Source organism: Mesorhizobium sp. M1342 (assembly GCF_040317955.1).
Taxonomy (GTDB): domain Bacteria; phylum Pseudomonadota; class Alphaproteobacteria; order Rhizobiales; family Rhizobiaceae; genus Mesorhizobium.
Map to the genome: position 1 here is coordinate 185,377 of NZ_JAMYLI010000002.1, position 22,065 is coordinate 207,441.

General features: G+C 61.8%; 19 protein-coding genes. 7 read left to right on the forward strand and 12 right to left on the reverse strand.

The features are described from left to right. Positions 1-55: 55 nt before the first annotated feature. Both NKH06_RS02580 and NKH06_RS02585 read right to left on the reverse strand, forming a co-directional pair. Positions 56-904 (reverse strand): GNAT family N-acetyltransferase, encoded by an 849-nt coding sequence (locus NKH06_RS02580; protein ID WP_352773667.1) that lies wholly within the window; start codon positions 902-904, stop codon positions 56-58. A 137-nt stretch (positions 905-1,041) separates the two neighbouring features. Beyond that, on the reverse strand, positions 1,042-1,560 hold the full coding sequence (locus NKH06_RS02585; protein WP_013530428.1) for a YciE/YciF ferroxidase family protein: 519 nt from the start codon (positions 1,558-1,560) through the stop codon (positions 1,042-1,044). A gap of 438 nt (positions 1,561-1,998) precedes the next feature. On the opposite strand from NKH06_RS02585, the gene NKH06_RS02590 reads away from it, so the two are divergent. Next, positions 1,999-3,561 (forward strand): GMC family oxidoreductase, encoded by a 1,563-nt coding sequence (locus NKH06_RS02590; protein WP_352773665.1) that lies wholly within the window; start codon positions 1,999-2,001, stop codon positions 3,559-3,561. 67 nt (positions 3,562-3,628) lie between these two features. Here NKH06_RS02590 and NKH06_RS02595 read toward each other — a convergent pair whose 3' ends face one another. From NKH06_RS02595 to NKH06_RS02630, 8 genes are all read right to left on the reverse strand, one after another. Continuing rightward, positions 3,629-5,158, reverse strand: coding sequence for an aldehyde dehydrogenase family protein (locus NKH06_RS02595; RefSeq protein WP_352892122.1), 1,530 nt, complete (start codon positions 5,156-5,158; stop codon positions 3,629-3,631). Further along, positions 5,155-5,961 (reverse strand): creatininase family protein, encoded by an 807-nt coding sequence (locus NKH06_RS02600; protein WP_352892123.1) that lies wholly within the window; start codon positions 5,959-5,961, stop codon positions 5,155-5,157. Before NKH06_RS02600 ends, NKH06_RS02595 begins: the two co-directional genes overlap by 4 nt. After that, positions 5,958-6,932 (reverse strand): ABC transporter permease, encoded by a 975-nt coding sequence (locus NKH06_RS02605; protein WP_023809451.1) that lies wholly within the window; start codon positions 6,930-6,932, stop codon positions 5,958-5,960. The genes NKH06_RS02600 and NKH06_RS02605 overlap by 4 nt, the downstream gene beginning before the upstream one ends. A gap of 10 nt (positions 6,933-6,942) precedes the next feature. Next, a complete protein-coding gene (locus tag NKH06_RS02610; RefSeq protein ID WP_352551558.1) occupies positions 6,943-7,965 on the reverse strand; it encodes a Gfo/Idh/MocA family protein in 1,023 nt (340 codons plus the stop codon). A gap of 11 nt (positions 7,966-7,976) precedes the next feature. Then, the gene (locus tag NKH06_RS02615; protein WP_352892124.1) at positions 7,977-10,520 is read right to left on the reverse strand and encodes an ATP-binding cassette domain-containing protein; all 2,544 of its coding nucleotides are present in this window, start codon (positions 10,518-10,520) and stop codon (positions 7,977-7,979) included. A gap of 116 nt (positions 10,521-10,636) precedes the next feature. Further along, positions 10,637-11,656, reverse strand: a complete 1,020-nt coding sequence (locus NKH06_RS02620; protein ID WP_352631310.1) for a sugar ABC transporter substrate-binding protein — start codon at positions 11,654-11,656, stop codon at positions 10,637-10,639. 159 nt (positions 11,657-11,815) lie between these two features. Next, entirely contained in the window at positions 11,816-12,754 is a 939-nt protein-coding gene (locus tag NKH06_RS02625) for a threonine ammonia-lyase (protein ID WP_352892125.1), read from the reverse strand. After that, the gene (locus NKH06_RS02630; RefSeq protein ID WP_352892126.1) at positions 12,744-13,811 is read right to left on the reverse strand and encodes a succinylglutamate desuccinylase/aspartoacylase family protein; all 1,068 of its coding nucleotides are present in this window, start codon (positions 13,809-13,811) and stop codon (positions 12,744-12,746) included. Before NKH06_RS02630 ends, NKH06_RS02625 begins: the two co-directional genes overlap by 11 nt. A 130-nt stretch (positions 13,812-13,941) precedes the next feature. On the opposite strand from NKH06_RS02630, the gene NKH06_RS02635 reads away from it, so the two are divergent. From NKH06_RS02635 to NKH06_RS02660, 6 genes are all read left to right on the forward strand, one after another. Beyond that, the gene (locus tag NKH06_RS02635; protein ID WP_352675296.1) at positions 13,942-14,727 is read left to right on the forward strand and encodes an IclR family transcriptional regulator; all 786 of its coding nucleotides are present in this window, start codon (positions 13,942-13,944) and stop codon (positions 14,725-14,727) included. A 129-nt stretch (positions 14,728-14,856) separates the two neighbouring features. Further along, positions 14,857-15,606, forward strand: a complete 750-nt coding sequence (locus tag NKH06_RS02640) for a GntR family transcriptional regulator (RefSeq protein ID WP_023809444.1) — start codon at positions 14,857-14,859, stop codon at positions 15,604-15,606. Between the two features lie 46 nt (positions 15,607-15,652). Further along, entirely contained in the window at positions 15,653-17,221 is a 1,569-nt protein-coding gene (locus NKH06_RS02645) for a putative N-acetylmannosamine-6-phosphate 2-epimerase (RefSeq protein WP_352892127.1), read from the forward strand. An 83-nt stretch (positions 17,222-17,304) separates the two neighbouring features. Then, a complete protein-coding gene (locus tag NKH06_RS02650; RefSeq protein WP_245486173.1) occupies positions 17,305-18,600 on the forward strand; it encodes an ABC transporter substrate-binding protein in 1,296 nt (431 codons plus the stop codon). Between the two features lie 56 nt (positions 18,601-18,656). Next, positions 18,657-19,523 carry a carbohydrate ABC transporter permease gene (locus NKH06_RS02655; RefSeq protein ID WP_023809441.1) on the forward strand — a complete coding sequence of 289 codons (867 nt, stop codon included), beginning with the start codon at positions 18,657-18,659 and terminating at the stop codon, positions 19,521-19,523. A 2-nt stretch (positions 19,524-19,525) separates the two neighbouring features. After that, complete coding sequence (locus tag NKH06_RS02660) at positions 19,526-20,347, forward strand: carbohydrate ABC transporter permease (protein WP_023809440.1); 822 nt, start codon at positions 19,526-19,528, stop codon at positions 20,345-20,347. Here NKH06_RS02660 and NKH06_RS02665 read toward each other — a convergent pair. Continuing rightward, positions 20,337-21,464, reverse strand: a complete 1,128-nt coding sequence (locus NKH06_RS02665) for an NAD(P)/FAD-dependent oxidoreductase (protein WP_128303908.1) — start codon at positions 21,462-21,464, stop codon at positions 20,337-20,339. The genes NKH06_RS02660 and NKH06_RS02665 overlap by 11 nt on opposite strands. Before the next feature lie 176 nt (positions 21,465-21,640). Beyond that, complete coding sequence (locus tag NKH06_RS02670; protein WP_155930552.1) at positions 21,641-22,030, reverse strand: hypothetical protein; 390 nt, start codon at positions 22,028-22,030, stop codon at positions 21,641-21,643. Positions 22,031-22,065: the final 35 nt, after the last annotated feature.

Here is a 22,065-nt window from a genome sequence, read left to right on the forward strand (position 1 = left end):
ACCGACCCGTCGCTGCCTCGCGATTGAGGCCATGACGGCAGGTTCGCGATCAATTTCACAGCAGATCTTTCCGAAGGAAGATGCGGGCATGTCCAGGGATCCCGAATTCGACTTTGCCAAATTCCTCGAAACCATGGCGCATGTAGAATACCGGTGCCTGGAAACTGCTCGTCTCCACGACGGCCTTCTTACAGCCACGCCGGATGGCTTCTTCCTCGACAGTCCTGAGAAGTTGTGAGCCAAAGGATTGGCCACGCAACTGCTCAGGCAGGAAGAACATGTCGAGAAACAGGAGCCCGAGCTCCGTTCTGCCCCAAAGCCCGCCCCAGACTTTTCCTGAGTGGTCGCAAAGCTCCGCTCCGATGACAGCTCGGTCGTCGATCCCGGTCTGTGCGATGTTGTATTGATAGAGCGCTGCGGCGGCCCGCGCTCTATCATCCTCGCTATACGTCAAAGCGGTTGTAAATCTCTCGGATCGGAATGACATGCATTTTCCTCCTGGGTGGGCACAGGCATGAGACCCGCCGGCAACGTCGGTCACGGCCAAGATGAACTCGTTGCCAACGCCAAGAAATAAATCCGACAGCCATCTCAGGCGCCTTCGAACGCCGCGGGCTTTGTGGTCTTCACAAAATGTTACGTGAGGGAACGTTCGCGCCTGACTCTTCTTAGGCAATCGAGGCGGTTGTCGCCTCGTGGATTTTGAAGGAGAAGAAGAATGCCCAATCAAGGTGGTAGTCACGAACAGCATGTGAAGGCAGGCCAGCAGAGCCACAAGAACGCCGACAATAAAAACCGTCAGCAACAGCAGGCCGCTGGTGGTGGTCAACGGCAGCAGGGCGATGGATCCGGCATGCGTGGTGGAACCCACGAACAGCACGTGAAAGCTGGCGAACAAAGCCACAAGAACCGCTGATCGCGGTTGATTTCAGCAGACCCACCCCGAAGTATCGGGGTGGGTCTGATTGCATCTGAAGGGGTACCGACGAAGAGGCCGGGTCGCGAAGTCGCCCCGGCGGCTTTGGCGCCGGGCACAACCAGTCAGGCAGCTTGCTCCAGGGCGCGCTCATTGACACCGCCTTCGCCCAGCCCGGAAAGCGCTTCGTCCGTCGCGACCTCCTCTTTCAATGTCTCGTTGAGGAGCTTGACCACGTCGCTCTTGCCAAGCTGTTCAGCCCACGCGACCAACGTGCCATAGCGCGCGATTTCATAATGCTCGACGGCCTGTGCCGCGCCGACCAGCCCTGCATCCAGCGCCGGGTCACCCTTGTATTCGTCGAGAATTTCCGACCCTTCCTCAAGAATGCCGTCGATCGCCGGACAGGTCTTGCCGCGGGCCGGTTTGTCCATAAGTTCGAACACTTGCTCGAGCCGATCGACCTGGCCTTCGGTTTCCATGCGATGTTTCTCAAAGGCCGCGGCCACCTCCTCGGATTCGGCGCCCTTTGCCATCTTCGGCAAGGCTTTGAGTATCTTCTTTTCAGCGTAGTAAATGTCCTTCAGCCCATCGAGGAACAAAGCCTCCAGTCCCTTTGTCGTCGCTCTTTTTGCAGTCGCCATGATTTGTCTCCCTGGATTGTCGTGAAAGCTCACCGGCGGTGTAGCCATGGACTAACTTTCCATGGAAGCAGTTGTTCCCTGGGCGCGACTCGGAAGGGCAGCACGCCAAACACCGCTTTTGTCGAAAACCGATCGCTGTCAAAAGGCGATGGATGATGACGGTGTGAGAACCGCCGGCAGGGGACGGAGAGCACCGGGGTTCTTCGCGCGATATGGAGCAGATGGTGAAAAGAAACCCTTCCGATGGGTTCATATACAAAATCATATTTACATATAAAACAAATCATGATGATCTTGCAGTCGTGCAACGCGGCTAAGGTGGTTGGTTCCGGCGTACATCGCTGAGCCTGAATGCCAGCAGATGATCGTGCACAAATGAAATCAACATGATGTCGCGGGCGAGTCAGCCGTGCATTGATCGGATGTAGGGAGTGCGGCATGCCCTTTGATGTCATCGTTGTCGGAGCCGGCGCAGCCGGGGCTGTTCTTGCCGCCCGGCTAACCGAGGATGCAGCCACGAACGTGCTTTTGCTGGAAGCGGGGCCGGACTACCGGAGCGGCGAGCAACCTGCCGAGATGACGAGCCCAAATCCCTTCAACCTGCTGCTTCCCGATCATTTTCAGCAGCAATACATGTATCCCGACCTGATGGCTCGCCGCACGAAGCGGCAGGAGCATCGGGTCTACTGGCGCGGCAAGGGGCTTGGCGGTTCGACGGCCGTCAATGGGCAGATTGCCATTCGCGGCGTGCTCCATGCATTCGACCGCTGGGAGGAAATCGGATGCAAGGGCTGGTCGGGAGCGGATGTGCTGCCCTTCTTCTGCCGCCTGGAGGACGACCCGATCGCGGCCAATTTTCACGGCAGCGGCGGCCCGATTCCGATCTACCGCGCGCCTGTCGAAAGCTGGGGAAGCGTCGACAAGGCCATGCGCCAAAGCGCGATGGCTCTCGGCCATCCTTGGCATGACGATCTCAATGCTCCGGATGCCGAAGGGGCTTGCACCTATCCCATCAACAGTCGAGCCGGCAAGCGCGTGTCGGTCAATGACGGCTATCTGGAAGCGGCCCGCGACCGGCCGAACCTCACCATCATCGGGCAGGCGACAGTGGACAAGGTGCTTTTCGATGGCAGGAAAGCGATCGGCGTTTTGGCCATCGTGGCCGGTCAGGTTCGCAAATTCGAGGCGCCGCTGATCGTCCTCTCGGCCGGCGCCATCCACTCTCCGGTCATCCTGCAGCGCTCGGGCATCGGTCCGGCGGCTCTCTTGAATCGAAAGGACATCGAGGTGCTTGCCGACCTGCCGGTCGGCGAAGGTTTTTTCGACCATCCTTATTGCCGCATCGAACTGAAGCTGAAGCCGGAATTCAAGGCGACCGATGTCGACGCGCGGCATACCAACTGCTGTGTGCGGATGAGTTCGGGCGTGCCGGGCGCTGAGCGCGACGACATTCTCTACGTCGCCATGAACCATGGCGGTATCGGCGTGGAGTCCGACAGCGCCCAGTTCGGCGAGGCCATGGTCAATCTGATCCTGATGGAGGCCAAGAGCCGGGGCACCGTGCAACTGCGTTCCGCCAATCCCTTCGACCAGCCGATCGTGGAAGAAAACATGCTGGACGATCCAATGGATCTTCAGCGCATGCGTATCGCCTATCGCCACCTCGGCGAGATTGCCCGGCAGGCGCCGATCCAGGCGATCGCCGAGCGCGTCCTGCTGGGGGATTCCGATCTGCCTTTGTCATGGCTCGAAACGGCAAGCGACGAGGAGGTCGACAATTTCCTGCTGGCGCAGTCTTCCGATGCGCAGCATGGGATCGGAGGCTGTTGCATGGGAAGGCCCGGCGAGGCCGTGGTCGATCCGGAATGCCGGGTCTACGGTTTGGAAGGACTGCGGGTTATCGATGCGTCGATCATGCCGCTCGATTGCCAGGCAAACACCAATCTCACCTCGATCATGATTGGCGAGAAAATGGCCGACAGCCTGCGCCGGTCCACCTGACAGCTCTCTGCCGAACTGCATATGGTCGCGAGGGCAGGCCCGCGCAAAAAGGCGCGGGCCTTGAATGTCAGCGAGTGACATCCACGGTAATCGTCTTCAAGTCGCACATTTCCATCAGCGTGTGCCGACCCCCGGTGCGACCGAGGCCGCTCTGCGTCCCGGCGGCGCCGCCGGCAGGAATATGCAGCTCCCAATAGCAACTCATCTCGTTGATGTTGACGATGCCGACCCTCAGGCTTTCAGCAAAGGCAAAGGCGTTCTTGATGGTGCTGGTGAAGACCGCGGCCGACAGGCCGTAGGGGCTGGACGCCGCAAGTTCCATCGCCTCCTCGTCGGTCTCGAAGGTCAGCACGGGTGCAATCGGCCCGAAGGATTCCTCGACATTGAGCAGGCTTTCCCGGGTCAGTCCTGTGACGATCGACGGCTCGAAATAGAGATTGGTGGCAAAGCCCGCCGCCACATTGCCGCCGGTGACGATCTCGGCGCCACGTGAGCGGGCGTCCGCAATGTGGCTGAGCACCTTGTCGACGGCCACCGCATTGTTGATCGGCCCCATCGTCGTCGCGGGATCGAAAGGGTCGCCCATTTTCACCTTCGCGGCCGCTTTCACGAGACCTTCGATGAAACGGTCATGGACGGATTTATGCACCAGCACGCGTTCGGTGGCCGTGCAGATCTGCCCGGCATTGGCAAAGCAGCCGGCCCCGACCTGGGCGGCAGCCATGTCGATATCGGCATCGGCCAGCACGATGGTCGGACCGTTGCCGCCCATTTCGAGCAGAAGCGGCTTGCCCGCGCCACGCCGGGCGATCGTCGCGCCGGTGGCGGAACTGCCGGTGAAGCCGATGGCATGGGTGCCCGGATGAACGACCGCCTCGTCGCCCACCTCCGCACCGTCACCCAGAACGAGATTGATGGCGCCGTCCGGCAGGCCCGCCTCGATGAAGCATTCGACAAGTGCAGTGGCAATCAGCGACGTCGTCGGCGCGGGCACCCAGACGACGGTGTTGCCCGTTGCGACGGCCGGTCCGAGATAGTAGAGGCAGGGCAGGGCGAGCGGGAAATTCCAGGGTGTGATGATGGCAAAGACGCCCTTCGGCTGCAGGAAGCTGAAGGCGCGCTTGTTGGCATCGGCAAGCGGAAACGCCGCCGTCTCCAGCCACTTCATCTGTTCTGCCGCATTGCGGAAGCCGAGAGCCGCCGCCGACGCTTCGGCCTTTGCTTCGCTGTGGAACGGCTTACCCTGTTCCAGGCAGAGCAGGCGCGCAAGCTCCTCGGCGCGCCTGTCGATCGCGTCGGCAATGCGCATGCATAGTTGAGCGCGCGCGAAGGTTCCCATCTTGCGCATGGTCTCGCGTGCGCCTTCGGCGGCTTTCACCGCGCGACCGACATCGGCGCGGGTGGAAAGGGAGAGATAGCCGAGATGCTCGCCCGTCGAAGGACTGTCGATTTTCAGGAATTTGCCCGAGCTGCCGGCAATCCACTCGCCGCCGATGCGGTTGATGCCGATGCGGGCGGCTGCTTCCGGCTCCGAGACGATCGCCATGCCGCGCAGGTTGGGGCCTTCGAGAGACGATTTGAAATGGACTGTCATCATGCGTTCCTTTGGCCGAATTCGGATTGGATGTTCAAAATGGCGGCACGGCTGCGCTCCACGGCTGCGATGAAAAGTCTGCTGCCGGCCTCTGCGCTCGCCTCCGATGGCGTGCCGATGACGCCGTTGTCGCGGATGGCTTCGAAACGGCGCCAGACGGTGACGGCCGGCGCGGCGTAAAGGTGAGGATCCGGCCAGGATGGCGAAGTGCCGCCTGGCGGGATGAGATCGCGGCGAACGCTGTCGCCAAGCACATGCATCATCAACGAGGTTTCAAGCGCGCAAGCGTGACCGGTGCCCGTGGCGGCATCGGGCAGGGCCTGCGCCGCCACGTCGGCGATGAGATCGAAATACGAGAAACCCGCGGTGACGATGCCACGCTGGCCAAGGGTGGTGATCGCCACCTGGATCGCGGCGCGGTTTCCGCCATGGCCGTTCAGCATGACCGGCAGGAAGCCGTCTTCGGCAAGGCAGGTGCAGAGATCGACGAGCACGGCGATGAAGGTCCGCGGACTGAGGCTCATCGTGCCGGAGAAGGAGCGATGATGCTCGGACGAGCCATAGGCGAAAGGTTCGGCGACCCGCATGGAAGCCTGTCCTTCCGCCGCGGCGAGAGCGACTGCTTCCGCAAGCCAGCAATCGACGCCGAGAGGCAGATGCGGGCCATGTTGCTCGACAGCGCCGAGCGGCAGAATGACGACGGGTTTATGCACGCCGGCTGTCGCGTGTTTTTCCGTATCCGGCGAGGTCATCAGCGCAAAGCTGGACCTGAGCGGGATCGGCAAGGCCGGAACTGGCTCGCTCATCGTGCTGCCTCGACGAGCCGCGCCTTGGCGTAGGTCATGCCGGAATCGGCCAGGAGAGCGACCATGATGATTGCACCCTTGTAGAGTTCGAGGCTGGAAGGATCCGTGCCGAACACCCGAAGCGCAGTTGTCAGCAGACTGACGATCAGGGCGCCGACGACCGCCCCCCACACCGTTCCCCGTCCGCCGAAGATACTGGTGCCTCCAAGCACGGCAGCGGCGATCGCGTCCAGAAGCAGCGAGGTACCGCCGATATTGGGCGTCACGACAGGCACCCGGCTGATCATGATCACGGCCGTCAGGAAGACGAAGATGCTGGAGGCGCAATAGACGAGGATCGTGTGTTTCGTCACCGGGATGCCGGCAAGTTCCGCGGCTCCGGCATCCGACCCGAGCGCATAGGTACGCAGCCCGAAACGGCTGTGCCGCATCAGGATTGCTGCTACGGCAACGATCAGGAGCGTTGCGAAGATGACATTGGGAATGCCAAAGCTGCGCTCAATGCCGACCGCGCGAAGCGTCGGATCCTTCAGCATCAGGACGCCTTTGGAGGCAACGGCAAGCGTTGCGCCCTGCAGCGCGACCATTGTGGCCAGTGTCGTCACGAAGGGCGGTATCTTCAACAGTGCGATAACGGCGCCGTTCGCGAGGCCGATCACCACCATCACGGCAAAGCCGACGAGCAAGGCAAGCGGCAGGCCGGCGCCGCCGTCGATCAGGCTGGCGATGAAGACGGCGCAGAAGGCGACGCCGACGCCGGCGGACAGGTCGATGCCCGCCGTCAGCAGAACGATCAGAGCCCCAAGCGCCAGGATGGCGATCGGGGTCGCCTGGGCGACGATGTTGATGAGGCTGGCGGTTGAAACGATGCGGGCGTCGATGAGCGCGAAGATCGCCAGCAGGATGACCAGCAGGATCAACGGCGAGAGGTCGAGAAAGCGCCTGCACCAGATGTTCTGTTGGCGGGTCATGAGGGTTCTCTCATCGGATGTGCCAGTCTTCGACCGGTTCGCGCAGGCCTGATTTGACGCTGCGCAGGATTGCATCATTGACGGCGACGGCGCGCAGGGCGTCGCCAACCGGCATCACGAAAGGGGTATCGTCGCGAACCGCCGAAATGAAATGGTGGACCTCCTCGAAGAGATCCCCGGTGATACGGCCATTGACGGTCGGCCAGTGCAGGGCGTCGGGTTGCGACCACTGTCCATGCGACAGGATGCGTAGACCGTGGTCGCGCACGTCGAGGTCGATCATGCCTTCGGTGCCGATGATTTCCGTGCGTGCCCAGATGCCGGTCGGAACGGTCGGTGGCAGCGTCCAGCCGAAGTAGAGCTGTCCGCTCATTCCGTTCGACAGTTCGACGGTGGAGAAGATCGCGTCTTCGGATCGAACTCCGAGCGAAGGCATGAGCTTGGCGACCGGGCGGGAGTAGACGGCGATGATGTCCGAACCTGAGATCCATTGCAGCGCATCCACGTCGTGCACGCCGAGGTAGAAGCAGACGCTCGAGTTTCCGTTCATGCGAAGACCGACTTCGCGACTGGTGAAACGGCCGCTGCTGCCGTGGATCGGCTCGCCGATCCGCCCGGATCTTACCGCTGCCGCGGCCTCGCAATAGCGAGGGTCGAACCGCAGGATGTGGCCGACCAACAGGCGTGCGCCGCTTCTCTCCGCTGCTTTCGCGATCGCCTTGGCAGGGGACAGATCATGAGCCATCGGCTTTTCGAGCAGCACCGGCTTGCCGGCATCGAGCAGAATGCGGCAGACGTCTTCATGCAGCGTGTCGGGTGCCGCCACGATATAGGCGTCGGCGGCATTGGCGGTCAGCGCGGTGGTGGCATCGCGGAAATACCGGGCACCGAAATCCGACGCGGCCTTGCTCCCCGTGGCAGCATTCGGATCAACGAATGCCGACAGTTCGGCGACAGGACTCGCGGCAACCACCTGCGCATGCAGGAGACCCATGTAGCCGGCACCGACGATGGCGATTTTCAGCTTGCTCAAAGGGTTTCTCCTTACAGGCATGGTGCAAGGTTGGATGCTGGCCGGGGTGCGCAAGCTTGTGGTGTGATCGTGCGATCACCGAAGGCCAGCGTCATCACGTCTTCTTCCGTCGCCCCACGAGCCAGCGTGCCGACAGAGTGGCCTTCGCGCATGACGACGATGCGGTCGGCAACGCCGAGAACCTCGGGCAACTCGCTCGACACCATGAGGATCGCCGCGCCCTCGGCCTTCAATCTTGCGATTAGGTGATGGAGTTCGGATTTTGCGCCGACGTCGACGCCGCGTGTCGGCTCGTCGAGCAGGATGATCTTCGGCTTAGTGGCAAGCCATTTGCCGATGACGACCTTCTGCTGATTGCCGCCCGAAAGCTCGATGGTCATCTTGTCGGGCTGGGCCGGCCGCACGCCGAGTGAGCCGATGAGATCGCGGGCGAGTGCCAGGATGCGGCGAGGTCTCAGCAGGCCGAAGTGACTGTTATCGCGAATCCAGGCGAGGGACAGATTGTCCCTGATCGACATCGTGCCGACGAAGCCTTCCAGATGCCGGTCTTCGGGTATGTAGACGATGCCGGCGCGATTGGCGGCCTTGGTGTCGCCGCCGGTCTGCTGCCCGCCGAAAATTCTGAGCGTGCCGCCATGCATGGTCTCGAGGCCGGCAATCAGCCTGAGCACCTCGGAGCGGCCGCTTCCCATCAGGCCGGCGAGCGCGACGATTTCGCCCCTGCACACGCTGAGCGTGGCCGACTTCAAGAGCTTGCCATCGGAGATGTTGCTGATCTCGATCGCGGTTTCGCCGATTTGCGCTTCGAGATAGGGGAAGATGTCGCCGACATCGCGCCCGACCATCATGGAGACGATCTCGGCCTCGTTGGTCTGGCGGGTCTGGCGCTCGCCGATGAACCGTCCGTCACGCAGAACGACGACGCGGTCGCACTGGCTGAAGATCTCTTCCATCTTGTGCGAGATGTAGAGGATGCCGGCGCCGCGAGCTCTCAGCCTGTCGATCAGGTCGTAGAGCTGGTCGCGCTCGCGGTTGGAGAGCGCGCTGGTCGGCTCGTCCATGATGAAGAACCAGGCATCGGACAGAACGGCACGGGCAATTTCCACCATCTGCCGGTGCCCGACGGAAAGCGTTCGCAGCTCCGCGCCAATGTCGATATCGAGCGACAGCTCGTCCATGATGGATTTCGCATCGCGCCGCATCCGGGCCCGGTCGAGAAATCCCAGGCGGGTATGCGGTTCGCGGCCGATGAAGAGATTCTCCGCCACCGTCAGGTCCGGCGAAAGGCTGAAATGCTGATGGATGACGCTGATGCCCTTGGCGTCGCTGGGGGAGTGGAACTGGACGGCGTTGCCGTCGATGACGATCTCACCCTCGTCCGGACGATGCAGACCGGAAATGCACTTCACCAGCGTCGATTTTCCGGCCCCGTTCTCGCCGGCAAGTCCTACCACCTCGCCGGCCGAGACGGCAAAGCTGACACCGTCGAGTGCCTTGACGCCCGGAAAAGACTTGCCAAGCCCGCGCAAGGCGATGCTGTGTTTGCCGACCGGTGTTGCGGCGGTGTTGCGGGGCGACGGGGTGGACTTGCGGCCACTGGTTTTGAACAGGGCGGCGACACTCTCCGGCTGGCTAGTGAGAACGGCCACCAGAATGAGGCTCGCGGTCACGAAGTAGATCAGGATCTGCGGTACCTGCAGGAAGGACAGGCCGGTGTTGATGACGCCCAGCAGCAGCGCCCCGATCGCCGTTCCCCAGATGGAGCCCTGGCCGCCGGACAGTTTCGTGCCGCCGATGATGGCGGCTGTGATGGCTGTAAATTCAAGCCCGGTGCCGGCAAGCGGCTGTGCCGAACCAAGGCGGCCGATGGTGAGGATCGCGCCGAGCCCGGCCGTTGCGCCGGCAATCAGGTAGACGGAGATGCGCACGAGGTCGACGGGAACCAGTGAGGCCCGCGCTGCTCCCGCATTGCCGCCGACCGCATAGATCCAGCGCCCGTACACCGTGCGATTGAGCACGAACCACCAGAGGCCCAGGCAGATGGCGGCGATGATGACGGAGACCGGTAGGAGGCCGATCGTCTCGCGTCCCGCGAAAAGCAGGACCGGATCGGCGACCGCGATGCTGGATGCGCCGGAGAGACTGAGCGCCAGGCCGCGCGCAAACGCCATGGTGGCGAGCGTTGCGATGAATGGGGAGATGCCGGCAAAGCCGATCAGCGCTCCATTGAGCAGACCGATTGCGGCACCGCCACCGATCGCGGCGAGAAGGCTCAAGCTCGCCGAGCCGGTTGCCGTGTAGGCAAGGCCCGCCGCGATGCCGGAACAGGCAAGATTGCTGCCGACGGAAATATCAATGCCGCGCGCGATGATCACGACCGTCATGGCAAAAGAGATGAGGGCGATGACCGCACTCTGCTGCGCGATGCTGACAAGATTGCCGGTCGACAGAAAACGCGGATCGATCCAGCCGAAGACGGCGATGGCGACCAGCAGCACCGCGATGAGGACCGGTTCGTTGCGCCGCAGTAACGGAGAGGTCCAGGACTGGAACATGGGTTGGTCCTCTTATCGAGCATCATGCGCGGTCACCACGGAAGCGGCGATGGCGATCGTCAGGAAAAGGGGACGCCGGATGATATGTCATCCGGCGCTTGAGCCGCTTTAGGCTGTTACTTTGCCAGGGTCATGGCGGTCGCCGGAACCTTGGGACCGAGTTGCTCGGTATAGTTCTTGGCTTCCACCGCCTCCTTGTCGGTATTGATGTATTCGAAGGTGAGGCCATCCGCCTTGAGCTTCGCCGCCGTCGCATCCGAGGTCACGAAATAGGTCGGCATGTAGAGATCCTGCGGCAGCTTTTCGCCGTTGGCCAGGCGAGCGGCAACGGCGATGTTCCAGTAGCCGACACGATAGGCGCCGGTCAGCACGTCCATCACCATCTTGCCGTCGTCGATCAGTGGCTTCATCTCGGCGTCGCCGTCATAGCCGCCGTAGAGCAACTGGGTTCCCATCGAGCTGGCAACGGAATCGGCTGCCAGGCAAAGGCTGTCGGAGATGCAGCCGATGGCCTTCAGATCCGGATAGGTGGTGAGCCATGTCTGGGCGGCATTGGTTGCCTTGGCTGCGTCCCAGCCGGTCGGCTCGATCCCGACCACCTTGATGTCCGGAAACTCCTTTTTCAGGGTTTCGACAAAGCCTTTTTCGCGCGTGTCGGACACGAAGTTGCCACGCGAACCGACGAGCAGGGCGACTTCGCCCTTGCCGCCAAGCGACTTGCCGAGCGCGCGGGCAACCATCGACATGTTGTCGTAGTCCGGATAGAGCGTCGAATAGTTCGAGCCGGCCTCGACCTTGTTGCCCATGGTGATCACCGGAATGCCGGCGGCGGTGGCTTTCTGGATGACCGGAATGACCGCGTTCTTGTCGATCGGATCGATCAGGATCGCGCTGACGCCCTGATTGATGAAATTCTCGATGATGCTGACCTGTTTTTCCAGACTGCCCTCGGCGCTCTGCCAGGTGGATTTCACCCCATAGTCGGCGGCAGCCACGTCGCCCGCTTCCTTCATGCGGACAAAGAAGGAATTCTGCAGGTCGATTGCCGCAAGCCCAAGAACCTTTTCCGCGGCAAGCGAGGGCGTCGCGATGGCGAGTGCGAGCAGGGCAATGGATGCTTTCAAGGAAAGGCGCATGTTTCAGTTCTCCTCTTGTTGCGACAGGGCGATTCTTCGCCTCTTTTTCATGTCCCGCACGACGACCGTCCCAGCGACAGGCATTCCGGCGGTATTCCGCGGCACTCGTGCCGTATCCATGTCAGGGCCGCGCCCTGCGTGGACCGGCCTTGCTCGACCTCAGCCATTCAGGCCCTCGACACCGGCGCCGCAGACAAGTCCGGCGATGCGGGCGCCGCGCGGTGGCTTGAAAGCTCCGCTCGTCAACGCGGCCAGCGATGCCGCGCCGCTGAGGTCGGCGGCGATGCCGAATTCGAACCAGAGCAATTCAGCGGCCTTCTGCATGTCCGCATCCTCGACAAGGACGATATCGTCGACGTGCTTGGCGACGATCGCGTAGATGCTTTCATCCGTGCGGCCGCAGGCCATGGTCGCCACCTTCGTCGTTATCTCGGGCAAGCGAACGACACGGCCGGCAGCCAGGGAGGCGTGAAGGGTCGGTGAACCGGTCGGCTCGACACCGATGATCCTGGCTTCAGGTTTGACGTGCTTCAGGACTTCGGACATGCCACTGATAAGGCCGCCACCGCCGATCGCGACGATATAGATGTCGGCATCGGGAATCTGTTCGACCATCTCCAGCGCCACGGTTCCCTGACCGGACACGATCTGCGCATCGGCGAATGGATGCATGTAGAAGGCGCCGCGCGCCTTTGCCTCGGCCGATGCCGCCTCATGCGCTTCATCCCAGACATTGCCTGCGAAGCGAACGTCAGCGCCCCATTTGCGCAGCTTTTCCGCCTTCAGCGGGCTTGCATTGTTCGGCAGGTAAATGGTGGCGGGAACGCCGGCCCGGGCAGCCACATAGGCGGTGGCCAGGCCATGATTGCCGCCGGATGCGGCGACCAGTCCGTTTTCGATCCGGCTCGGCTCGAGCGTCTTCACCCGGTTCGTGGCGCCCCGGATCTTGAAGGAGCCGCTCACCTGGAGGCACTCGAGTTTCAGATAGACATCATTTTGAAGGTTTGCGCCCGCGGCATGGTCGAGCTTGACGACCGGGGTGCGCCGTATGAAGGGGGCAATGCGCCGGGCAGCCGCAATGATGTCCTCATGGCTCATCGGTCAGTGCCTCCGGATATTCGTTGGCAAGCACGAAGCAGCAATTCCCCGGACGCACGCGGCCGGGCTGACGCTTGGCGAAAACGATGCCGTCGATGGGGTGAAGGAGATCGATGGGCGCGCGGGACGGTGTGTGGAGGAAGTGAATGCGTCCGGCAAGGTCGCCTTTGCTGACGGCACTGCCGAGCGGGCTCAAGGGCTCGAAGACACCGTCCTCCTCGGAAAGCAGATAGCCTTCGCTTCCGGGCACCTTGAGCACGCGTGCGTTGGCGCCAGGGGCAATGTCAGGCGCACCCTTCAGGACGCCTGCATGTTTCAGCACATTGCGGATGCCCCTGCGGCAGATGGCCAGCGCATCTGGACTGACAAGGCCGCCGCCGGCCATCTCACTGCCGATGACGATCAGCCCCTGGTGGTTGGCGGACGCGGTCGAGGTCCGGGTTTCACCGAGATTGTCGACCATGACAACGGTCGGCGCCCCGAAGGCGAGCGTCGCCCTGATGTTCTTGCGATGCCCTTGCGCGGTCGGGGATGGCTCGATGATCGCGCTCGGCAAGATCATCAGGGACGAACCGCCGGAATGAAGATCCAGGAAGTAGTCGGCCATCGGAAACAGGATGTCATGCACGTAAGCCGCGATCTGGCTTGTCAGCGTGCCGTTGAAATCGCCCGGAAAACTGCGGTTGAAATTCAACCCGTCGACCGGGGAGGTGCGGGTGCCGGCCTCGACAGCCCGAATGTTGATGGCCGGAATCGCAATGATGCGACCGGCAATATCCCGTGGATCGATCTCGCGCAGAAGCTCGCCGAGCGCGATCGGCCCCTCATATTCATCGCCGTGGTTGCCGCCCTCGATCAGGACCGTCGGACCGTCTCCGTTCTTGATGACGGCGAGCGGAACGCGGACCGTGCCCCAGGCATCGTCGTGCGGCGATTGGGGCACATGGAAGAAGCCGACCTGCTTGCCCTCGCGATCGAAATCGACCGACGTGTAAACACTGTTGTTCCGGGGAGCGATGGTTGCGCGCACAGTGTTTGCAGGTCTCGGTACGATCATCGGGTCGGCCTCGAATTCATTGTCCCGGCCATCATGTCAGTTTTATATATGGTGTCAAGTTTGGGTATAAAACCAATGGCAATTCCGATTCCTTATCTCTATCGTGCGCGGACCACCGGGGATTCTTCGAATGTCAGATGACGCAAAAGAGAGTGGCAAACCGACCTATTCGGCCCCGGCGCTGAGCAAGGGCCTGGATGTTCTGGAACTGCTGGCGGAAGCGCGGGCACCCTTGACGATGAAGGAGATCGCGGAAGGCCTAGGCCGTTCGAAAAATGAGATATTCCGAATGCTGATCGCGCTGCAGGAACGTCAATACATCGAGCGCAACGCCGAGACCGACGCCTATTCGTTGACCGACAAGCTTTTCAAGCTGGGGCTGCACACGCCGAGCGCTCAGGATCTCATGTCCGCCGCCATGCCCGAACTGACGCGGATTGCCGGAGACTCAAATCAGTCGCCGCACCTGGTCGTCTTCAATCATGGCTTGACCGTCGTAACCGCGGCCGTTCCCGGCGGCGAGGACATGGCGTTCACGCTACGCCTTGGATACGGCCGCCTAGCCACCGACGCGACCTCCGGCCATGTGATACTTGCCTTCCAGCCGCCAAAGGTCGCGGCGCGGATGATCGATGAAAGTGAGGCGCACTCCCCGGCGCCGCTGGATCGTGACGCGCTGGAAAAGCAGCTTCGGATCATCCGCGCGGACGGCTGCTGGATGCGCGAAAGCCGTGACTTCGTCGGCATCACCGATATCTGCTGTCCGGTCATCGGACCGGACGGCAGCGCCGTCGCCTCCATTATCGTCGCCTATATCAATCGCCATACGCGTGAAAGCCGCCATGCCTATACTCTAGAGGTCCTGCGCGCGGCCTGCGATCGCATCTCCATGAAGTTGTCACCGCGGGTTCGCTGAGGGATCGTGGTGTGCCGGGGGCGCGGACGAAGCACCGTCCGCTGGCCGTTTGCACCGGATTGATAATACCAGTATAGGTCCAGTCAGGAATGTTCCGATCCAGGGTGCTTCTCGCGCGGAGGAAAGGCAATGACAACCGTGAACCTGATCGGGCTTGTCAGTCGGGAAATGGAAGCGACAGCGTCCGATGTGCCGCTTTACAGGCGGTTGAAATCGGCGATCGAGGCAGCGATCCGCTCCAATGCATTGAAGGCCGGCGCGGTTCTGCCAGGCGAGCGGGTTCTGGCGGAAGCTCTGTCGATCTCACGTGTCACCGTGAGAAAGGCCTTGGCGTTGCTCGAAGAGGAAGGGCAACTCAATCGCCGGCATGGTTCCAAAACCGAGATCGGGTCGCGGGTCGAGAAATCGCTTTCGACGCTGACGAGCTTTTCGGAGGACATTCTGGCGCGCGGCCTGAAGCCTGGATGTCTATGGCTTTCCAAGCAGATAAGCCGCCCATCCCCAGCCGAAATGATGGCCTTGGGTATTGCAGGCAATACCAATGTAGTTCGGATGCGTCGTGTGAGGACGGCCGATGGCGCGCCGATCGCCGTCGAGGTCTCGGCCGTGCCGGTTCGCTTCCTTCCTTCGCCCGAGATGGTTCAGGATTCCCTTTATGAAGCGCTTGATGCACGCGGCTTCCTGCCTCAGAGGGCAGTCCAGCGCATGCGCTCGCGCGGCGCGTCGCTGGAGGATGCGAAACACCTTCATTGCGAGCCGGGCGCACCGCTGCTGATGACCGAGCGCCGCTGCTTTCTCGCCGACGGACAAATCGTCGAATACTGCGAGACACGATACAAGGGCGACGTCTACGATTTCGTCTTCGAGCTGCAAAGATAATACCAGTTATGAACTGGTTGTAATCTGGTATTTTCCATTTATCGTGATGGCGACAGGGAGTGCCGACGTGCAGCGGGAAGACATCACCAACAGTCTCATCGTGTCCTGCCAGCCGGTTCCCGGCGGCCCGATGGATAGTGCGCAATTCGTGACAGGCTTTGCCAGGGCCGCTGTTGAAGCCGGAGCCAAGGCCCTGCGCATCGAATCCGTGCCCTATGTCGCGGCCGCCCGCCTGGCCGTCCGCGTGCCGATCATCGGTATCGTCAAGCGCGATCTCACCGACAGCCCCGTGCGCATCACACCCTATCTGGCCGATGTCGAAGCCCTGGCCGAGGCGGAAGCCGATATCATCGCTTTCGATGCGACGGACCGTGTCCGTCCCGTTCCTGTCGAAGCGCTTGTGAAAGCCGTCAAGGCCAGGAACAAGCTGACCATGGCCGATTGCTCTTGCCTTGACGATGCGCGCCGGGCCCTTGCCGCGGGTGTCGATTTCGTCGGCACGACGCTTTCCGGCTATGTCGGCGGGCCGGAACCTGAGGATCCGGACATCGCCCTCATCGCTCAAATGCGAACCCTGACCCCCTACGTCATTGCTGAAGGGCGTATCCGGTCGCCTGAGCAGGCGGCTGCCGCCGCGCGCGCCGGCGCCTGTGCCGTGGTTGTCGGCTCGGCGATCACCCGTACCGAGCACGTCACCTCATGGTTCCATCAGGCGCTTTCCGACGCCTATGTGGCGAGGGGCGCGCAAACCGCCCTTGGCACAAGTGTCCTGGGCCCAACCGTTCTGGGCATCGACATCGGGGGAACCAAGACCATGGCCGCGCTGGTCAGCGGCGGCAAGGTGATCGAGGACATGATCGTGCCGACCGCGCGAGAGGCTGGACCCGACGCCTGGCTTGCATCCTTGGCGCAAAGCACGTCGGCCTGGTCGAGCCGCTTCAGTCGTATCGGCATTGCGGTGACCGGATTGGTAGAGGATGGACGCTGGTCGGCGTTGAATCCGGCAACCCTCGGCATTCCCGACGGCTACCCGCTGGTCGAAAGGGCGTCCTCTGTTTTCGGCAAGCCGGTCTGTGCGGTCAACGATGCCCAGGCAGCTGCCTGGGGCGAATACAAATTCGGCGCCGGGCAAGGTCGCGACATCGTCTTTCTAACCATCTCGACCGGAATTGGCGGCGGCATCGTTTGCAACGGCCGATTGCTGTCCGGTCTTGCCGGTCACTTCGGTCTGATCCGTAGTCTGTCTGAAGACCGGGCTCCGCTCGAGGACGGCACCTCCGGCCGCTGGATCGCTTCGCAAGCCCTCAAGGCCGGCTTCAAGGCCGATGCCGTCGATGTGTTCAGGCGTGCGCTGAAGGGCGAGGCCTGGGCCGGCGCCATCGTCTCGCAGAGCGCCTCGCGGGTCGCGACGCTGTGCCGGGACATTCAGATGATGTTCGATCCCAAATTGATCGTCATCGGCGGCAGCATCGGTCTTGCAGAAGGCTATCTCGACCGGGTGCGCGCACATCTGAGCGAGGTCCCGCCGCGCCTTTCCCCCGATCTCGTAGCGGCGAAGCTCGGAGGCCACGCCGGCGTCATCGGTGTTGCCGATCTTGCCGAATGGGCAAGGTAACGGCGCGCCCGATCATGTCATGCAAAAATCATCAAAAAAAGAAGGGAACGATCATGAAATTGAGCAGGACGTCTTTTGCGCTTATGGCCACCCTCCTTGCGGGGACGGCTTTGCCGACCTCTGCCAACGCAACCGTGACCGTGCTCGGCTGGCCTGGCGGCTCCGAGGAAACCGCACTGCGGGCAACCGTGGAAACCTACAACAAGCAGGCCAGTGATGCCGACAAGGTGGAGTTGCTGTTCTTCAACCGCGAAGGCTTTTACGACAAGCTGCAGGCCGACATGGCGGCCGGATCCAGTGCCTTCGACGTGAACCTCGTCGCCACCTACTCGCTCGGTCGCTACGCGCCCTATATGGAGCCGATCGATCTTGGCGCGGACGCGGCCAAGGTTTTCGGCGAATCCGTTCTCAAGACGATGCAGTTCGACGGCAAGCAATACGGCGTGCCGACAGACCTTTCGTTGCACTTCATGTACTACCGCAAGGATCTCATCGACGCCTTGATCAGGGATGACGCCGCCAGGAAGACCTATGGTGAAATCGCCCAGAAGTATCTCGGCAAGCCGCTGCAGCCGAAAGACCCGGACAGCTGGACCTGGGACGACTGGGGGGCCACCGCCCTCTATTTCACCAAGCGGGTGAACCCCGACAGCCCGGTGCGCTACGGCACGGTCCTGCAGATGAAGAACCTGCTGTTCAACATGATGGTCTTCCAGTCGCTGCCGCGCTCCTACGGCGGCGACTGGATGGACAAGGACGGCAATGTCACGGTGGATTCCGATGCCTACAGGACAGGCCTCGAGCTCTACAAGAAGCTCTATGATGCCGGGTCGTCGCCCAAGGATTCGCTGAGCTACGAATATGCGGAAACCAACGCGGCCTTCGCATCCGGCCAGGCCGCGACAGCGCTCCAGTGGAACGCCGCGGCGGCGGATCTGACCAGCACCGAAAAATCCCCGGCCGTCGCCGAGGTGACCGGGATCATCGCGCCGCCGGCAGGTCCCGACGGACGCGCCGATCATATCCACGGCCTTGGTTTGGGCCTCAACAAGAACGCCAAGAACAAGGAAGGCGCCGTCAAGTTCCTGAAGTGGCTCGCCACCGAGGATGCGGCCTTGCTCTATGCGCGCAGCGGCGGTTCGCCGGCATTGTCTCCCGATGTCGTCGGCAAGGTTGCGAAGGAACGTCCCGACCTCGTCAAGCTCGGCGAATTCGCCAGCAAGTACGGCTATGTCATGACCGGAGCGACGTCCGCGAGTGCGCTCCCGGTTTATGAGCTGCAGGCAAAGGAGTTCACCGGCTACTGGTCCGGCCAGCAGAGCCTCGAGGATGCGCTCGCCCACACCAAGGCGGGCATGCAGGACCTTCTGAAGAAATAAATTATTGGCCGGACGCCGGGCCGAGGCCCGGTATCCGGCGCGTTTGGCGGATCGACATGGCCCTTGTGACACGTGCCGAAGGCAGGAAGTATCTGACGCCGCTGGTCGGCTTCCTGCTTCTGTTTCTCGGCTTTCCGGCGATCGTCAATCTGATCTATTCCGTTTCGACCGTCACATTCGAGACGTTGCGCAGTCCGGTGTTGAGCGGTTTCGGTAACTATGTCGCGGTGTTGAACGACCGCGAATTCTGGAGCTCGGCCTGGTTCTCTCTGCGCTTCGGTATTCTTACCGCATCGGCGGAATGTCTGATCGGCCTTTTCCTTGCCATCTTCCTGGCGCCGCTTCTGAGCAAGCGTCCAGTCCTGATGGCGCCGTTGATGCTGCCGCTGATGGTCGCGCCGGCCATGGTCGGTCTCATGTACCGGCTGGTGCTGCATGAATTCGCGGGCCCCGTCCCCTACTATCTCTTCGAATGGTTCGGCGACAGCCCGGCCTTCCTCGACATCGACAATGCCTTCCGCACCCTTGTCGTCGTGGAGACGCTGCAATGGACGCCTTTCGCCTTCCTGCTCTTCTACATGGCCTATTCGGCCATACCGCTCGACGTGCGCGAAGCCTCCTCGCTCGATGGCGCATCACCGTTTGAGATCGTCCGCTGGATCGACCTGCCGTTGATGAAGCCGACGCTGGTCATCGCGTTTTTCATCCGTTTCATCGACGGTTTCAGGGTGTTCGACAATGTCTACGCACTGACCGGCAGTGGCGCTGGCGGTTCAACGACGTCCTTGTCGATCTACATCTATCAGGCTTTCTTCAAGGAAGGGGCTATCGGCAAGGCGGTCGCCGCCTCGGTTGTGCTGTTCCTGGCTTCGTTCATCGTTCTCCACGGCCTTAACCGGCTTGCCGGCCGCAGGAAGCTTTGACGATGGTCAGGGCACTGCGCTGGATCGTTTTTGCCATCGCCGTGCTGGCGATGAATTTCCCCATTATCGTGACGCTGATCACATCGCTCAAAAGCCAGCGCGAGCTTTCGACGAACCCCGGTTTGTGGATCAGCCAGCCGACGCTCGACAACTATCTGGAGGTCCTGACGCAGACCAGCCGCTTCAACATCTATGCCTATCTGCTGAACAGCACCGTGGCGGCGCTGATTGGAACCGGCCTTGCGATCGCGCTCGCGTTCCCGGCTGCCTATGCGATCGCGCGTAGCGAGGCGGGAAAGCGCTTGGTCCTGCCGATCGTCATCAACCTTCGCGCCGTGCCGCTGATCATCTTCGCGATCCCGCTTTACATGATGTACCAGTGGCTGGGCCTGCTCGATACGCGGATCGGGCTCGGGCTCATCCTGACCATCGTCAACGCGCCGCTTGCGCTCGTCATCCTGGTGAACGCGATTTCAGATGTACCGGTCGAACTCGACGAGGCGGCGAAAGTCGATGGCGCAAGTTCCTTGCAGGTGATGATGATGATCGTCCGGCCCGTCATCCGACCGGCGCTCGTCACAACCTTCATTTTCGGCTTCATCACTGCCTGGAACGAGTTCCTCTTCGGCCTCATGCTGACAACCAGCCGTGCCGTCCCGATGACGGTCGGCGCATCGTTTTTTTTCGCCGCAAGCGGCGGCGGCGTAAAATGGGGAACCGCTTCCGCGGTCATGATGCTGGGCGCCTTGCCGCCGGCCTTGCTGGGTCTTGTGATGTATCGGCAGATATCAGGATCCATGACCGCTGGAGCGGTCAAAGGCTAAGGCAAGACGAGTTCGTCGTTCTGACTAGTTGGACAACCCTATCCGACAGGGCGAGCGCACTTGTCAGGCCAGGTGACTCGATTCCGAAAAGACTGATCAGCCGTCCGGACGAATCTGCCAGAATGTCGAAATCGCCGAACTGCAACCCGTTCGTTTTAGGCCGCAGCCCGCAATAGCTCGGCTCCAGTTCCCCGTCCCTCAGCCCCGGCCAATAGCGTCGGATGGCCGCGTAAAATGGCGTGGCCCGAGTTGGGTCGACCGCGTAGCCGACCTCATCGACGGGCTCGACGTCCGGCCCGAAACGAACCGATCCGCCCATATCCAGCGTCAGGTGAACTCCGAGGCCGCCTGGTTCCGGAACCGGATAAACAAGATGGTTGAAGGACGGGCGGCGTCCAAGCGCAAAATAATTGCCTTTGACGTAGGTGACATCTGGGATTTTGCCGCCATGCCCGCCCGCGAGGCTTCGGGCAACGAGATGGGCTGACAATCCGGCCGCATTGATGACCAGATTTGCGGCGATCCTATAGCCTTCCATATCGCCGCCAAACTGGAGCTCGCAGCCCGTTTCGTCGACGCTCCCGCCGAGAACCGGCGCGCGAAACGCAAAGGTGGCACCGGCATTCTCGGCATCGCCCTGTAGCCCCAGCATCAGCGCGCGGCTGTCGACGATCCCCGTGCTTGGGGACAAAAGCGCGCCGGCAACGTCCAGTTCAGGCTCAAGGCGTTCCACATCCGAGCGGCTGAGCATCTCCAGGTCCGCAACACCATTGTCCGCAGCCTTGGTCCGGATCCCCTCCAGAATCGGCAATTCCGCGTCGCTGGCGGCGACGATCAGCTTGCCGATGCGTTTGTGCGGAATCCCGCGCGCTTCGCAATAGCGGTAAAGCGCGTTCTTTCCTTCGACGCATAGCTGCGCTTTCAGGCTGCCCTTCGGATAGTAGATGCCGGCATGGATGACCTCGCTGTTGCGGCTCGACGTGCCCAGCCCGGGGCTGTCCTCGGCCTCCACGACAAGAACTTCGCGTCCATCGAGCGCCAGCTGCCGCGCAATCGCCAGGCCGACGACGCCGGCGCCGATGACGATGCAATCGACTTTCTCGTCGGGGACCTCCATCGTCAGTCGCCAGACCCTAGGGAACAATGCAGGACGTGCAAGCAGGCCTCACCAGAATTGCGGACCCACCGAAGGCGCCGCCAGCATGAGATGTCACCACAAGCATGACATGTCACTCCACCGCCGAGCAAATAGAACGAGATGTCCAGACCGATGCCGTTCATCGGCTGCTGGGTTCAATTCAAACTTGCGTTGTGTGGCGCACGCAGCGCAATTTGTTTGCGTCCCGTTGCATTGATGCCAACCGCGATCTCGGCGGCCCTGCCAAGGTCGTGCTTCAGAACCCAGACGCGCGGCGAAAGTTCATCGTCTTTCTGCAAGGGCAACTCGGCATCTCCGCGCAGGAGGCGGATACGATGCTGGAGCACTGCGCCAACTCCTTCGTCGGCATCTTCACGACCTTCGACCGTCGGTTTCGCCAGCGGTTCGCGAAGGCCGACATCGAAAGGCTGCTGCGCGAGATCAACGGCGAGGCGGATGAGCGGGACGATCAAGCCGCTTGAATTCGATGGCGCGTGCCCGCCGCAGCCCAGCTGCAAAAGGTAGCGGTTCAATGTTTGATTCACTGAACCGCTCCAACTTATTGTTTTTGCGCGGCTAC